Annotated in this window: 15 protein-coding genes; 7 read left to right on the forward strand and 8 right to left on the reverse strand. The window is 58.4% G+C overall.

The genetic code is table 11. The features are described 5' to 3' along the window. Positions 1-35 precede the first annotated feature (35 nt). Positions 36-1,553 (reverse strand): leucyl aminopeptidase, encoded by a 1,518-nt coding sequence (locus tag H7850_RS01015; protein WP_227367540.1) that lies wholly within the window; start codon positions 1,551-1,553, stop codon positions 36-38. Between the two features lie 205 nt (positions 1,554-1,758). On the opposite strand from H7850_RS01015, the gene lptF reads away from it, so the two are divergent. The 5 genes from lptF (at position 1,759) to bfr (ending at position 5,489) form a co-directional block, all read left to right on the forward strand. Then, on the forward strand, positions 1,759-2,838 hold the full coding sequence (gene lptF, locus H7850_RS01020) for an LPS export ABC transporter permease LptF (RefSeq protein ID WP_227367541.1): 1,080 nt from the start codon (positions 1,759-1,761) through the stop codon (positions 2,836-2,838). Then, complete coding sequence (lptG, locus tag H7850_RS01025) at positions 2,838-3,902, forward strand: LPS export ABC transporter permease LptG (RefSeq protein WP_227367542.1); 1,065 nt, start codon at positions 2,838-2,840, stop codon at positions 3,900-3,902. The genes lptF and lptG overlap by 1 nt, the downstream gene beginning before the upstream one ends. 184 nt (positions 3,903-4,086) lie before the next feature. After that, positions 4,087-4,539: an RDD family protein gene (locus H7850_RS01030; protein WP_227367543.1), complete on the forward strand. Its 453-nt coding sequence runs from the start codon at positions 4,087-4,089 to the stop codon at positions 4,537-4,539. 101 nt (positions 4,540-4,640) lie between these two features. Continuing rightward, positions 4,641-4,844 carry a (2Fe-2S)-binding protein gene (locus tag H7850_RS01035; protein WP_227367544.1) on the forward strand — a complete coding sequence of 68 codons (204 nt, stop codon included), beginning with the start codon at positions 4,641-4,643 and terminating at the stop codon, positions 4,842-4,844. Positions 4,845-5,015: 171 nt separating this feature from the next. After that, positions 5,016-5,489 carry a bacterioferritin gene (gene bfr, locus H7850_RS01040; RefSeq protein WP_227367545.1) on the forward strand — a complete coding sequence of 158 codons (474 nt, stop codon included), beginning with the start codon at positions 5,016-5,018 and terminating at the stop codon, positions 5,487-5,489. Between the two features lie 128 nt (positions 5,490-5,617). Here the strand turns inward: bfr and H7850_RS01045 are convergent, their stop codons facing one another. From H7850_RS01045 to H7850_RS01075, 7 genes are all read right to left on the reverse strand, one after another. Then, positions 5,618-6,712, reverse strand: a complete 1,095-nt coding sequence (locus H7850_RS01045; RefSeq protein WP_227367546.1) for a 5-(carboxyamino)imidazole ribonucleotide synthase — start codon at positions 6,710-6,712, stop codon at positions 5,618-5,620. Between the two features lie 12 nt (positions 6,713-6,724). After that, entirely contained in the window at positions 6,725-7,219 is a 495-nt protein-coding gene (gene purE / locus H7850_RS01050) for a 5-(carboxyamino)imidazole ribonucleotide mutase (protein WP_227367547.1), read from the reverse strand. A gap of 144 nt (positions 7,220-7,363) precedes the next feature. Further along, positions 7,364-8,884, reverse strand: coding sequence for a PHB depolymerase family esterase (locus tag H7850_RS01055; protein ID WP_227367548.1), 1,521 nt, complete (start codon positions 8,882-8,884; stop codon positions 7,364-7,366). 92 nt (positions 8,885-8,976) lie between these two features. Next, positions 8,977-9,210, reverse strand: a complete 234-nt coding sequence (locus tag H7850_RS01060) for a DUF1653 domain-containing protein (RefSeq protein ID WP_227367549.1) — start codon at positions 9,208-9,210, stop codon at positions 8,977-8,979. 1 nt (position 9,211) lies between these two features. Beyond that, on the reverse strand, positions 9,212-10,024 hold the full coding sequence (tcdA, locus tag H7850_RS01065; RefSeq protein ID WP_227367550.1) for a tRNA cyclic N6-threonylcarbamoyladenosine(37) synthase TcdA: 813 nt from the start codon (positions 10,022-10,024) through the stop codon (positions 9,212-9,214). A 19-nt stretch (positions 10,025-10,043) separates the two neighbouring features. Beyond that, on the reverse strand, positions 10,044-10,826 hold the full coding sequence (locus H7850_RS01070; protein WP_227367551.1) for a pseudouridine synthase: 783 nt from the start codon (positions 10,824-10,826) through the stop codon (positions 10,044-10,046). Between the two features lie 7 nt (positions 10,827-10,833). Beyond that, positions 10,834-12,114, reverse strand: coding sequence for an aromatic amino acid transport family protein (locus H7850_RS01075; protein ID WP_227367552.1), 1,281 nt, complete (start codon positions 12,112-12,114; stop codon positions 10,834-10,836). 160 nt (positions 12,115-12,274) lie between these two features. Between H7850_RS01075 and aceK the strand changes: the two genes are divergently transcribed. Then, on the forward strand, positions 12,275-14,032 hold the full coding sequence (gene aceK / locus H7850_RS01080) for a bifunctional isocitrate dehydrogenase kinase/phosphatase (protein WP_227367553.1): 1,758 nt from the start codon (positions 12,275-12,277) through the stop codon (positions 14,030-14,032). A gap of 40 nt (positions 14,033-14,072) precedes the next feature. Further along, positions 14,073-14,789 carry an SIR2 family NAD-dependent protein deacylase gene (locus H7850_RS01085; RefSeq protein WP_227367554.1) on the forward strand — a complete coding sequence of 239 codons (717 nt, stop codon included), beginning with the start codon at positions 14,073-14,075 and terminating at the stop codon, positions 14,787-14,789. Positions 14,790-14,792: the final 3 nt, after the last annotated feature.

A 14,792-nucleotide genomic window follows, 5' to 3' on the forward strand; every position in this document is an offset into this window, starting at 1 on the left:
CGAATAGCGTCTGGCCAGACAGAAAAATCACTACCTCATGCTTCGTCGCTTACGTTAGCGTCCTGCTCGCGATCCATCAGGTACTGGGTTAACAGCCCGACCGGACGGCCCGTTGCGCCTTTTTCCTTGCCGGAAATCCAGGCGGTGCCAGCGATGTCCAGATGCGCCCAGGGGTACTTGTCGGCAAAGCGGGAGAGATAGCAGGCCGCGGTGACGGCGCCGGCAGGGCGGCCGCCGATGTTGGCCAGGTCGGCGAAGTTGGAATCGAGCTGACTCTGATACTCATCCCACAGAGGCATGTGCCAGGCCCGGTCCCAGGCAGTTTCCCCAGCGTCGAGAATATCCAGTGCCAGGTCGTCGTCGTTGGCAAAAAGCCCGGTGGCATGATTGCCAAGGGCCATGACCATGGCGCCGGTCAGGGTGGCAATGTCGATGACGCTGGCGGGCTCGAAGCGCTCGGCGTAGGTCAGGGCATCACACAGAACCAGTCGGCCTTCCGCGTCGGTATTGAGTATTTCGACGGTCAGGCCCTTGAGGGTCTTGATGATGTCGCCGGGCTTGGTGGCGCGTGCGTCCGGCATGTTTTCCGCCGCGGCGACGATACCGATGACATTGAGCTTGGGCTTGATCATCGCCAGCGCCTTGAAGGTGCCCAGCACGCTAGCGGCGCCGCACATGTCGTACTTCATCTCGTCCATGTCCGCGCCGGGCTTGAGCGAGATGCCGCCGGTGTCGAAGGTGATGCCCTTGCCCACCAGCACGTGGGGCGCGTCCTGCTCGTTTTCGGCGCCTCTGTAGTGCAGCACGATCAGTCGCGACGGTTCTGCGCTGCCACGGCCAACCGAGAGCAGAGTGCGGGCGCCGAGCGCTTCGAGCGCCTCTTCATCAAGAATTTCCACGCTTAACGCCCCAGCGGACTCCTTGCCCAGCTGCTCTGCCTGTTCCGCCAGATAGCGCGGCGTGCAGATATTGCCCGGCAGGTTGCCGAGTGTGCGGGTAAGATTGATGCCTTCCCCTAACGCATTGCCAATATGCAGGCCTTGCTCGGTGGTCGCGGCGTCGCCACTTTCATCGATCAATAGGCCGACTCGTTCAAGTCGAGACGCCGGCGCCGGTTCGGACTTGAAGATGTCGAAACGATACTGGGCACGTCGGGTGGCTTCGGCGATCATGCGCGCCTTCCAAACGTTTTCCCGCTCGGGAACCGGCACGTCGCTCAAGGCAACCACGGCTTCGTCGATGGGCATGCGAACCAGTGTCTTCAGGGCGGCATCGAGTACCTTGCGGAAGCTGCCCTCGTTGCATTTGGCGCGCTCACCCAGGCCCACCAGCAACAGGCGATCCGCAGCAAGGCCCGGCGCAAACGGAATTACCTGGACGTTGGCAAGGGTGGCGTCGAAATCGCCGCGCTCGATCAGCTGTCCGATCAGTCGTTCGCTGGCGTCATCGAGCTTGGCTGCCGTGGGCAATAGATCGCCGTCCTTGAAAACTGGAACGACCAGGCAGGCGGTCTCGACTTTGGCGGGTTCGATGGTGATGACAGGGAATTCCATGATGTCTCCACTGGACAAGAGGTTTCTCTTTTGGACACCTGCCTGCGACAAGACAAGTGTCCGAGGATTCTGGATAATGCCGGCACGGCAACGAGAAGGTATTAGTCCTTTCTAGTGTCGTACCCGTACTCTCCTCAGTGTACGCAAAGCACCGCACCATTGCATGGACGTTACCACGCGCCAGGACGCTACCCGGGAGACAGTCTTGATCATTTTTCGTTATCTGACCCGCGAAATCCTGATTACCATGAGCGCCGTTGCCGGCGTATTGCTGCTGGTGATCATGGGCAGCCGTTTCATCCGCTATTTCACCACCGCCGCCGAAGGTGATATTCCGGCCAGCATTCTTGGCACCTTGATGCTCTTCCATCTACCGGGGTTTCTTGAGCTGATCCTGCCATTGGCCTTCTTTCTAGCCATTCTGCTGGCCTATGGGCAACTCTATCTGAATAGTGAAATCACGGTGTTGGTGGCCTGCGGTATCAGTCCCAACCGGTTGTTGCAGGTCACCATGCTGCCGACGGTGCTGATCACGATCCTGGTGGGGCTGTGCAGCCTGTGGCTGGGGCCCTCCGGGGCGCGATATAACGAAATTCTGATCGAGGAGCAGCAAAGCCGCCTGGATTTTTCGGTGCTGGCGCCCGGACGTTTTCAGGATTTCGGCGATGGACGTACCGCCTATATCGAAGACTTGAACAGCAACAGAACACGCATGCAGGGCGTTTTCATTAGCGAGCGTCAACAGCGGGACGATGGCACGCCCGAGACGGTGGTGACCCGGGCCAGCAGCGGCTATCAAACCGTCGATGACGAGACCGGCAGTCGCTTTCTGGTGCTGGGGGATGGAGAGCGCTACAGCGTCGAGCCTGGGCGTTCCCAGGCGGAGCGACTGGAGTTCGATATCTACGCAGTGCGGCTTTCCCGGGCCGCCGAAATGAGTGACCTCGAGGACGTCGAATATCTCCCGACCCAGGAGTTGATGATATTGAATAGCGCCAAGTCCCTGGCGCAGCTGCAGTGGCGCATCAGCCTGCCGCTGACGGTGCCGATTCTGGCCCTGCTGGCACTGCCGCTGGCCAAGGTCAATCCGCGGCAAGGACGCTTCGCCAAGCTGCTGCCGGCAATCTTCCTGCACATCAGTTATCTGAGTCTGCTACTGGCCGCCTTGGATGCGATCGGTCGAGGAGTGCTGCCTGCCATCGTCGGCATGTGGCCCATCCATCTAGGGTATCTCTTGCTTGGTTTGTGGCTCACACGACGGTCGCAACTACGGGGGATGCGCTAATGATTGCAGATCGTCTCGACCGGTATATCGCCCGCAACGTACTGGCAACCATCTTCGTCGTACAGCTGGTACTGCTGGGGCTCGACCTGGTTATCGCCTTCATCAACGATCTAAAAGACGTTGATGGTGGCTATGGCGCTTTCGATGTGCTGCTTTATCTTGGCCTGCGTCTACCCTGGCGTTTTTATCAATATGCCCCGGTGGCGGTGTTGATCGGCGCCCTGATCGGGCTGGGGAGCATGGCCTCGAACAATGAGCTGACGATAATGCGGGCTTCCGGGCGTTCCTTGCTACGTATTCTCTGGAGCGCGATGAAGCCGATCCTCCTGGTGATCGTCACCGTACTGCTGATTGCGGAATTCGTGTCTCCGCGCACGGAACAGTTCGCCCAGGCCTGGCGCCTGGAGCAGTTGAGCGGCAAGGGGGCGGTAGTTACCCTGCGCGGTGGCTGGCAGCGCGAAGGAGAGAACTTCTATCGATTCGGTGCCATTCGGGCCGACGATACAGTGATCGATCTGACCCGCTATCGTTTCGATGGCAAGCGTCTGGAAGAGGCCACTCATGCAGCGCGAGCCGTCTGGGAAAACGACCATTGGGAGTTGCGGAATGTCGATATCACACGCTTTTCCGAGCAACGCACCGACACCGAGCATCATGCACGACTGGACTGGAATACCGATCTCACCCCCGCGCAGCTCAACCGTTTGCTACGGGATGTGGAAAGCCAGGCACCCAGCGAGCTATGGGCCTATGCGAATTACTTGAAGGACCAAGGGCTGACGCCTATCCAGCCGCTGTTGTACTTCTGGCAGAAGATGCTGATGCCGGTCACCATGGCATCCCTGGTGCTGGTAGCGGCTTCCTTCGTGTTTGGCCCATTGCGCACTGTGGCGGCGGGCACCCGAGTGTTCTATGGGGTAATCGTGGGCCTTTCATTCAAGTATCTACAGGATCTGCTGGCGCCGGCCTCTACGGTGTTCGGTTTTTCGCCGGTCTGGGCGGTGCTGGCGCCGACATTGGCCTGCATCGGAGTGGGGCTTTACCTATTACGACGCAGCGGCTAGGAGGCCAGTCACGATTTGCTGCGTGTCGGTCATACTTCGTTAAATTCGGGCTCAAAGTACTCATTTACACCAGTAAACTCCGTCTTTTCGCCCGAATTTGCCTTGTCTGACTCTAACTCGCTAAATCGTGAACAGGCCTCCGTGAGCTTGACTACGGTTTACTGTTACTGTTAAGGGAAAAGCGATGCGACGTTTTGCCAATCTGGATGAGGTGTGGCCAGCGGGATTGCCGCGCCGGCTGGGGGCAATGCTCTACGATACCCTGGTATTGCTGGCGGTCTGGATGCTGGTGGGGTTTGTTGCCGTCGCGCTCAACGGGGGCGAAGCCAGCGAAAGCCCGTTGTTTCATAGCGTACTGCTGGTGGTGACCTTCGTCTTCTTTGCCTTTTTCTGGATGCGTGGCGGTATGACGCTCGGTATGCAGGCTTGGCGTCTACGGGTTCAGACTATTGAAGGTAATTCACTCTCGTTGCCGCAGTGTCTGGTGCGTTTCATTGCCGCTATGTTCTCTCTGGTCCTGGGAGGACTGGGCTACTGGTGGATATTGATCGACAGCGAGCGGCGCAGCTGGCCGGATATTGCCTCCAGCTCACGGGTGGTGGTGTTGCCCAAGCAAGGGAGACGAAAGAGAGCCTGACGGCGTCTGTAGCGGCGCGAGAGAAGGTACAAAAAGAGTGCTTGCAATCCGCTATGCGAATCATTTACATTCACTATCAGGACGATAGTGAGGCTGATTCCATGTACGTATGTCTATGCAAGCGTGTTTCTGACAACACTATTCAGCAGGTCGTGGCTCAAGGGGCCAGAAGCTGGCGTGAAGTGCGGGAACAGACAGGCTGCGCTACCCAGTGTGGCAAGTGTGCTTGCGTGGGCAAGTCGATAACACGAGATGCCGTGGCCAAGGAGTTGTTTGGCGATGCCGATCTATCCTACGCGGTCTAATCACGGAATATTCCTCACTTTCATTGGCATTCGATAACCTGTCGCGAATGCGATGAAATCTCTATAACCAATTGTCTTTGTTGGACTTTTTTTCAACTTTGGGCGATACTTCTCTGGTCGTAAGCGCGTGGGTGCATTTCCTGCGCCTATAAAAAATGTAAGGAGATCCCCATGAAAGGCGATGCCAAGGTTATCGAACATCTCAATATCGTACTGGGTAATGAGCTGGTCGCGATCAATCAGTATTTTCTACACGCCAAGATGTACAAGGACTGGGGCCTCAAGGCATTGGCAAAGTGGGAATACGATGAGTCCATCGAAGAGATGAATCACGCCGACAAACTGATCGAGCGTATCCTGTTCCTCGAAGGACTGCCCAATCTCCAGGATCTGGGCAAGCTGCATATCGGTGAACATACCCGTGAAATGCTAGAGAGCGACCTGGCGGCGGAACACAAGGGTCGCAAGGATCTGGTCGACGCCATCACCTACTGCGAGCAGGTTCACGACTACGTCAGTCGCGATCTGTTCCGCGATATTCTCGCCGACGAGGAAGAGCACATCGATATGCTCGAGACCGAGTTGGGGCTGATGGACAAGGTCGGGGTGGAGAACTATCTGCAGAAGCAGATGCGCGAAGCCTGATGGCCCTAAAACCAGCTATGCCCGCTTGGTTTGGGCAATAGCAGAACGTATCTTGCTTACAAGAAGAAGGCGCCTTCAAAAGACGCCTTCTTTCGTTGTGTGTCGCTCGGAACTTTCTCAGAACCCTTTTAGCCCAGATCGTTGACCAGAAGCTCCTCAACGGCTCCAATACGCTCGCCAAGCTGTTCGTCACTCGATGCCAGTACGGTGATATGCCCGATCTTGCGCCCGGGGCGGGGTGTCTTGCCGTAATCGTGCCAACGAGTGCCAGGTACCTTGAGCACCGCATCCCGTTCGGGAAGCGCGCCGATCACATTGAGCATGGCACAAGGCACTAAGCGCTCTGTCGCGCCCAGAGGTAGGCCTGCCACGGCGCGCAGATGATTCTCGAACTGGCTGGTGGCAGCACCCTCGATGCTCCAGTGCCCGGAATTATGCACTCTCGGGGCGATTTCATTGGCCAGCAAGTCGTCTCCCACGACAAAGAATTCAAACGCCATCACGCCGACATAATCGAGTTCCGTCAATACTCGATCAATGTAATCTTTCGCCAGGCGCTGCAGTGGATGGCCCGGCTCGGGAATGGAGCAGTGCAGCATGCCCTGGCGATGCTCGTTGCGGGAAAGCGGCCAGGTGCGGGTTTCACCGTCACGGCCGCGTACCGCAATCGCCGAGACCTCATGATCGAAATCGACGAACCCTTCGAGCACCAAGGGCACGGCGCCCAGTTTGGCAAAAGCGCCGATGACGTCACCCGGTTCACGCAATACTTTCTGGCCCTTACCGTCATAGCCCAGGGTGCGGGTCTTGAGCACTGCGGGCAGGTCAATCTCGGCAACCGCGGTATCGAGATCCGTCTGGCTATCGACCTTGGCGACCGGAGGCAGAGGAATGTCCAATGAGCGAAACAGCGACTTCTCGGCCCAACGGTCCTGGGCGGTTTGCAGCGCCTTGGCCGGGGGGAAGGCCGGGCACTGGGTAGCCAGCCGCGCGACTGCGTCGGCTTTGATGTTCTCGAACTCAAACGTCACTACGTCGCTTTCCTGGGCAAGGGATTCAAGCGCGGCACTATCGTTCCAATCCGCGTGAATATGCCGACCGTGCAGCGCTGCACAGGGCGAATCCGATGGGTCGAAAAAGATGAATCGAGCATCGAATCCTGCACCGGCTTCCGCCATCATTCGGCCCAGTTGGCCGCCCCCTACAACGCCTATGCGCAACATTCAGGTCTCCGGTCAATCGTCTTGGCTAGGATCGGGATGATCGAGCACCCGACGGGTCTGCTCGCTACGGTACTGCTCGAGTGCTTCGCGCACCTCAGGATACTTGTTGCCCAGCATGGCGGCAGCAAGCAGGGCGGCATTGATGGCACCGGCACGGCCGATGGCCAGGGTGCCGGTAGGTATGCCCGCGGGCATCTGCACGATAGACAGCAGCGAATCTACGCCGCTGAGCATGCTGGACTGTACCGGCACGCCCAATACCGGTAGGCAGGTCTTGGCGGCAGCCATGCCAGGCAGATGAGCAGCGCCACCGGCGCCAGCGATGATCACCTCGAGGCCACGCTCGGCGGCATTTTCCGCGTAATCGAACAAGAGATCCGGGGTGCGATGAGCGGAGACCACCTTGATTTCGTGCTCGATACCGAGCGTGTCGAGGGTTTCGGCGGTATGGCACATGGTAGCCCAATCCGACTTCGATCCCATGATGACACCTACCCGTGGACTCATGCTTTCTCCGTTTAATCGTCTGCCGTATCCGGAATACCTGCCGGAGTCGTCGGTCTGGTCGTTGCCAGTCGTTGAAATAAGCGCAGCAGTATACCAGCGGATATCATCCGCGACATCACGACGCTCGTTTTCAAGACTCTATCGTCAAGAACCAGAACACACCGCCGGCGGCTGCGAATACCACTGATCCGACTCGCCTTCATGTAGTGATACCGATGACCAGACATCGTAAGCAAAACCGATATCCTGTTGGTCGGTTTTAGAAAGTGCGCGCAGATTGAAGAGGCCACCGGCAATGGCACGACCGGCATTGATATGGGCAAGCGGTGAGGCATCGACAGTGGTGCAGGAAGCGCTCGGCGTCTCGGGATCGAAGACTTGCACGCTGCGCTGCGCCGTGGTGGTATTGCCATCGCTATCGATAGCGGAGAAGGTGCAGACGTAATCACCAACCCGTGATATGTCCACTTGGCTGCAGTCCGCGGTCACGGATACCTCGCCATCCTCGGCGTCCTGGGCGCTGGCGCCTGGGTCGTTGTAAGAGGTATTGATGGGGACCAGCAAGGGATTCGCGCCATTGAGCGTGATTCTTGGGGCGCCCTGGGGAGATGATGCATTGCGTGGATGACGCTCGAAGAAGTTCCAGATGATATCCGGGTAACTGGGACCTTGACGTACCGCCCACTTGCCTTGATTGCCGCTTTCGCCGCCGATCCAGTAATGGCCGCGATCGGTATCCCTGGGGCTCGGAGTAGCGCGTGGACCGTCGAAAAATACGGTTTCGACCAGAGAGCGGCTGGCGTCGGTGCCATCTAGGGTATAGCGGCTCTGGCGACAGCCGTAATTCTGCTCGAAAAACGGCTGGCAGGCCTCCTGTGACGCGAGCGCCTCGTTGGGGGTGTCATGGCTTTCATCGCCGAATACCACAATCTGGGCATCCCGCAGATTGCGCCCGGCGGGCTGGATCACCGTGCAGTCGTTGTTGTTCTGCAGCACCAAAAGGGGAATGGCATAGTCATCGTCTAGTTCGCCGCGCATATCGCTTACCACCTGGCTGACCGGATGGAACGTGGCGAAACCGGGGCATTGTCCAGACAGAGACACTGAGGCGGCATCTTCGCCGTAGGGCAAGCCCGCTGCGGCAGCGGCAGCGGCCCAGTATTCGTTGTGGGTAACGGATGCGACCACTGCCATGGCGCCGCCAGAGGAAAGCCCGGTGATGTAGCGTCGCTCAGGATCAACGGCGAATTTGCCCTCGACTTCAAGAGCGATCTGATGCAGGTCTTCGGGCTCACCCATGCCCTCCTGCTGGTGTTGATCCAACCAGAAGCCCCAGCAGTTGGTGTTGCGCAGCCCGTCGTAGCTGGTAATGAAAGGTGCTACCAGAATGAAGCCGTAGCGATCCGCTGCCGCCTTGAGACCCCAATCGTCGAGCACATCGGCCTGGGTCTGTTGACAACCGTGCAGTGTCATGACCAAAGGGGCAGGGCGGGTAAGGCTATCGGGTACATAGATTTGATAATTGCGCTCCCGAGAACCTGAATAGCCTTGGGCGTCAAAGGTAGCACTAGTGAGAGTACCCGCCTGAACCGGCGCGCAGAGAAGAAACACTAGAATCGCGATTAGATCGCGACCCCATAAAACGAGGGAAGAATAAGCAGACATGAATCATCCTTGATTGCTGCGTGAACCAGTATTCAGCATCGTCCCTTTCCTACAATCTGCCAACGCCTCCTTAGCAATAAAAGTGAAAAATATTATTTAAAAGCCACTTCCAGCTCGAAGCGCGGCAAGGGCTCGCCCTGAACCTCAACGGTTTCGCTGAACATGCCAAGCGGACGTACCCATAAACCATAATCGCCGTACAACGCGCGATAGACCACCAATGGCTCTTCGGTTTCACTGTGCTGCGCTAGCCCAATGACTTCGTAACTCTGCCCTTTGTAGTGACGATAGATACCTGGTACCGGACGCAAGTGTTCGTGGTTCATCTCAGCACCTCTCAGTAGTCGCTAATCGCGCCAATGCGCGGGACGCAGCGACGAAGCCAAAACTTCCGGTGACGAAAGTCGCGGCGCCAAAACCGCTGGCGCAGTCGAGACGGGTAACCTCGCCATTGCCGGGTTTCTGCAGACACACCTCGCCATCATCCCCCGGATAGACCAGCTGCTCATCAGAATAGACGCATTCCACGCCAAAGCGTCTTTTTGGATTGCGTGAATAGCCGAAATCCCGGCGCAACCGGGCACGTACCTTGGCCAACAATGGGTCGTGCTCGGTACGCGTCAGATCTGCGACGCGGATGCGGGTTGGATCGGTCTGCCCCCCGGCAGCCCCGGTGACAGTGAGCCGGATCTTACGGCGCTTGCACCAGGCGATCAGCGCCGCCTTGGCGATTACGCTGTCGATGCAGTCAATGAGGTGATCCGCGTCCTCCGGGATGCGCTCGGCGAGATTTTTCGGCGTGACGAAGGCCGTATCCGTCACCATCTCGATAGTCGGATTGATGGCCCGGCAACGCTCGGCCAGCACCTCGACCTTGGGCCGGCCGATGGTGCCGTCCAAGGCATGCAACTGGCGGTTGATGTTGGACACGCAGACATCGTCGAGATCGATCAGCGTCATTTTGCCGATACCGGCGCGAGCTAACGCCTCCACTGCCCAACTGCCGACACCTCCGATACCTACGATGACCACATGGGTCTGGCGAAACCGCTCCGCGGCTCGGGCGCCGTATAGTCGGCGAATGCCGCCGAAGCGTAAATCGTAATCGTCGGCGATGGGGGTGGGTTCAAGAGTGTTCATGAGGGCTTGGCGAACCTGACTAAAGCGATGTGGAGGATGACGACGACAATGGGGCATCTTGCCAACGAGCGCCATTCTCTGGCAAATGCCCGGACCATCCAAAGCGATCGAACAACTGGCTCATATCGGTATCCAATGCGGCACTGAGCGCGAGCGTGGCCTGATAAGTGGGATGCTGGATGCTCAAGCCAACCGCTGCCAACAGCAGGCGCGAACAGTCAAGTCGCTCCCGAAAGAAGCGATTGTGCACGCCCTTGCCATGTTTGGCATCCCCTATGATGGGATAGCCGCGCCGGGAAAGATGACGTCGGATCTGATGGCGCCGCCCGGTCAACGGGTTGGTTTCCATCAGCGAATAGCGCGCCTGGGGATAGCGGTCGATGGCAATCGGTAATTCGACGCTGTCCAGCCGGCGTATCTCGGTTCGAGCGGGCTGCTCGGGCATCTCCGCCTTGGGGCGGCGGCCATCCTCTTCCCGCAGCGGCCAGTCGAGACACTCCTGTTCCGGGCCGATTCCTCGCACTACCGCAAGATAACGTTTTTGTACCTGTTGAGCGCTGAACTGAGCCGCCAAGGCGCTGGCCATTTCAGACGTCAGCGCGAACAGCAGGATACCTGAGGTAGGGCGATCCAGACGATGCACCGGATAGACCCGCTGACCCAGCTGATCCCGCAGAATCTGCAGGGTAAAACGTGTTTCGCCCTTGGCCAGGGCCGTGCGGTGCACCAGTAGCCCGGATGGTTTGTACACTGCTACCAGCTCTTTATCCTGATAAAGAACCCTTAAAGGCTCGTCGCTCATCGAGCGTTCAACCGAAAAGGCCATACAGAATGGCACTCATAGCCACGAGACCGGCAACGGTCACGAAGACATTGCTGGCGCGACCGCGGTAGGGAGCGAGCGCCGGCACCTTGTGAATGGCATACATGGGCATCAGATAAAGGATCGCGGCGATGACCGGGCCACTCAGGGTTTCGATCAGGCTCAGAATATTGGGATTGATGATGGCCACGACCCAGGTCGTCAGGAACATGAAGGCAATGGTGAAACGGTTAACCTTGCCGGTATGAACGCTTCTACCCTGACTCTGCAGCAGGTTGCGCACCATGCCTTTCAAGCCTTCGCTAGCGCCCATGTAGTGACCGAAGAAAGACGAGACGATGGCTACGAACGCGACCAGCGGGCCGAAGTAGCTGACAAAGCCGCTGTCGTATACGTTGGCCAGATAGGACAGGATCGGCAGATTTTGCCCCTTGGCCTCGAGCAGTTGTTCCGGGGTGAGTGCCAGCACGCAGGAGAACACGAACAGCATGACGAAACTCACCAGCATCAGCGTGGTATTGCGCAGGATGACATCCGCCTTGGCGGAAGCCCCATCACCATGGTCGCGCTTCAAGGAAACCGCAAACTGGGAGATCGCTGGGGAGTGGTTGAAGGAAAATACCAGCACCGGAATGGTTAGCCACACGGTGACGAAAAAATCACCGCCGCTGGGCAGCGTGCCAAGACCCGATAGATTCCAGTTGGGAATCAAATACAGGGACATGAAGATCAGGATAGCCACCAGTGGGTAGACCAGCCACTGGGTCACCCGGAGCATGACGCGCTCACCCGCCAGCATGACCGCCATCATGGCGGCGATCAATATCCCGGATAGCAGCCAGCGCGGCGGCGGGGTCGTGCCTAGCTGATTGCTCAGGAAGCTTGCCACGGTATTGGTGATGCCCACCCCATAGATCAGCACGATAGGGTAGATCGCCAGAAAATAGAGCAGGGTGATGGCCTTGCCGGCGCCCTCGCCAAAGTGCTCCTTTACCACCTGAGTGATGTCGCTGTTCTTGATCGAGGAGGAACAGACGAAGCGCGACAGCCCGCGATGAGACAGATAGGTCATCGGACCGATCAATAGCGTCATCAGCACCAGAGGCCAAAAACCGTTGATACCCGCGTTGATGGGCAGGAACAAGATGCCGGCGCCCACGGCGGTGCCAAACAGGCTGAGCATCCAGGTCGTATCCTGACTCGTCCAGGCGGTGGTCTTGGCGGCGTTCTGATTGTGGGCTGGCTGGATGATACCGGGTTCTTCCATGAGATGACGTCCATTGCACGGCGAAGATGCGCGGCAGCATAGCGCATTCCAGGAACGCAAAACATGCTGCGGGTCAGTTATAGCGATTGCGGCGCCTTGCGTCTCGCAATCCAACGCCGCATTGGGCATGCTGATGCTTTACGCCGTGGGAAATCTTGCAATGAAAGTGTCCCCTGCCTATCGTATCGCTGCCACCATTCTGCATGGCTTCGATGAGTATCGTTCACGCTTCAAACAGATTACCCGTGATGCTCGCCGGCGCTTTGCACAAGCCGCCTGGCGGGATGCCCAGCAGGCATCGGCGGCGCGTATCAATCTCTACGACGAAAAGGTTGGCGACACGCTTTCCCGGCTCAAACGCTCCTTTGAGAACGACGAACTCACCCACTGCGAGAATTGGCGCGAGGCCAAGCAGCACTACGCCGAGCTGATCGATCAGCGCCTGGATTACGAGCTGGCGGAAACCTACTTCAATTCACTGTTCTGCTCGATCTTTCATCATCGTCATATTCGCAATGACTGGATGTTCGTCTACAGCTCCCGAGAGCATGCGGCCCGCCGCTCGGATATTGAATTGACGCGTCGGCGGAGAGTCGAGGGAGACTGGCAGGCAGCGCTGACCTGGGCACTGGAAAAGGCTTCCTTGGGTACTCGCTATGACGATCTCGCCCGGGACGCGGAGATGGGCAGTAACTTTTTGAACTCGAGCCTGCCCGAGGCCTTGCGAGATGCCCCGGATGCGCAAATAGAGCTGCTCAACAGCGTGTTCTATCGCAACAAGGGCGCCTACCTGGTAGGGCGGCTGAGTGGCGGCGATATTCAAGTGCCCCTAGTGCTCCCCGTCGTGCATGATGAAACCCAGGGTGATGCGAGAGGCGTGCGCCTGGATACGGTGATCATCGAGCCGGACGAGATATCGATCATCTTCTCCTTCACCCGGGTCTATTTTCAGGTCGACGTGCCGGTGCCCGGCGAGTTCGTCGGCTATCTGCAGGAGCTGATGCCAGACAAGCCCGAAGGCGAGCTCTACGCCGCGATCGGCTTTTTCAAGCACGGCAAGACGGAGTTCTTTCGCCACTTGAATCGGCATATCGCCAAGCGCCAGGATCATTTCATCATCGCGCCCGGGGTGCGGGGCATGGTCATGGCGGTGTTCGTGCTGCCCTCCTACCGCACGGTGTTCAAGATCATCAAGGATCGTTTCGATCCTTCCAAGGCGATGAGCCGCGAGAACGTGCGTGAGAAGTATCGGCTGGTCAAGCGCCACGACCGGGTGGGACGCATGGCTGATACCCAGGAGTTTTCCAACTTCATCGCCCGCAAGGATCACTTCGATCCAGCGTGCCTGAAGGAGCTGCTCGAGGTGGCCCCCTCCACGGTGGAGCTGCGCGGCGACAAGGTGCTCATCAAGCACTGCTACACCGAACGCATGATGATGCCCCTCAATCTCTATCTGGAGCAGAGCGAGGAGCAGGAAACCCGGGCGGTGCTCAAGGACTACGGCAATGCCATCAAGCAGATGGCGGCGGCGAATATCTTTCCCGGGGACATGCTGCTCAAGAACTTCGGGGTCACCCGTCATGGCCGGGTGGTGTTCTACGACTACGATGAAATCTGTTATCTCACCGAGTGCAACTTCCGGAAAATCCCGGAAGCACGCTACCCGGAACAGGAGATGATGGACGAGCCTTGGTACTCCGTCGGCCCCAATGATATTTTCCCCGAGGAGTTTGGTCCCTTCCTGTTCGCGGACATCAAGTTGCGCCGCCTGTTTCTGGAGCTGCACCCGGAGCTTTTCGAGGCGGATTACTGGCAGGGACTGCAAAATGCGATCAAGCAAGGGCAGGTGATCGATGTTTACCCCTATCGCAACAAGCAGCGTTTCGCCGGGGGCGATCAGGCGGTACTGACTTACTGATTCATTGACTTACCGGCTCAAGGATTGAAAGCGAGACAAGATGACGACAAATGCCAGACAGCGCCTGGTGGTGCTCACCGGAGCGGGTATCAGTGCCGAAAGTGGTCTAAAAACCTTTCGCGATGGCGATGGCCTATGGGAAAGCCATGCTATTCAAGACGTTGCCACGCCCCAGGGATGGCAGCGCGATCCGGAACTGGTGCTGCGTTTTTACGACGAGCGCCGTACCCAGGTGCGCCGAGCCAAGCCCAATCCCGCTCACCGTGCCCTGGCGGAGCTTGAGACGGAATTTGAGGTAAGCATCATCACCCAGAACATCGACGATCTGCACGAGCGGGCTGGCTCCAAGCGGGTCGTGCATCTGCACGGGGAGGTGCTCAGGGCGCGATCGAGCGCCGATCCACGGCTGGTGTATCAGTTGCCACGAGGCGGTATCAAGCTCGGCGACCTGTGCGACAAGGGCAGTCAGCTGCGCCCCGATGTGGTGTGGTTCGGCGAAGCGGTGCCCGCCTATGGTGACGCCTGCGACATCGTTACCGGAGCGGATCTGTTGCTAGTCGTGGGCACGTCGCTTGCGGTGATGCCGGCCGCCATGCTGCTGCATGAGGCGCCAAGCGACTGCCCCTGCATTCTGGTGGACCCCAACGCATCGCAGCTATCCCCTAGCTGGGTGCGTGCCATCGATGCGCCGGCCAGTCAGGGGGTGCCGCCCCTGGTCGAGCACTGGCGGCGTCAGCAGCGCCTCGAAATACCTTAAAGA

The organism is Halomonas sp. M20, from assembly GCF_020622265.1.
Classification (GTDB): domain Bacteria; phylum Pseudomonadota; class Gammaproteobacteria; order Pseudomonadales; family Halomonadaceae; genus Modicisalibacter.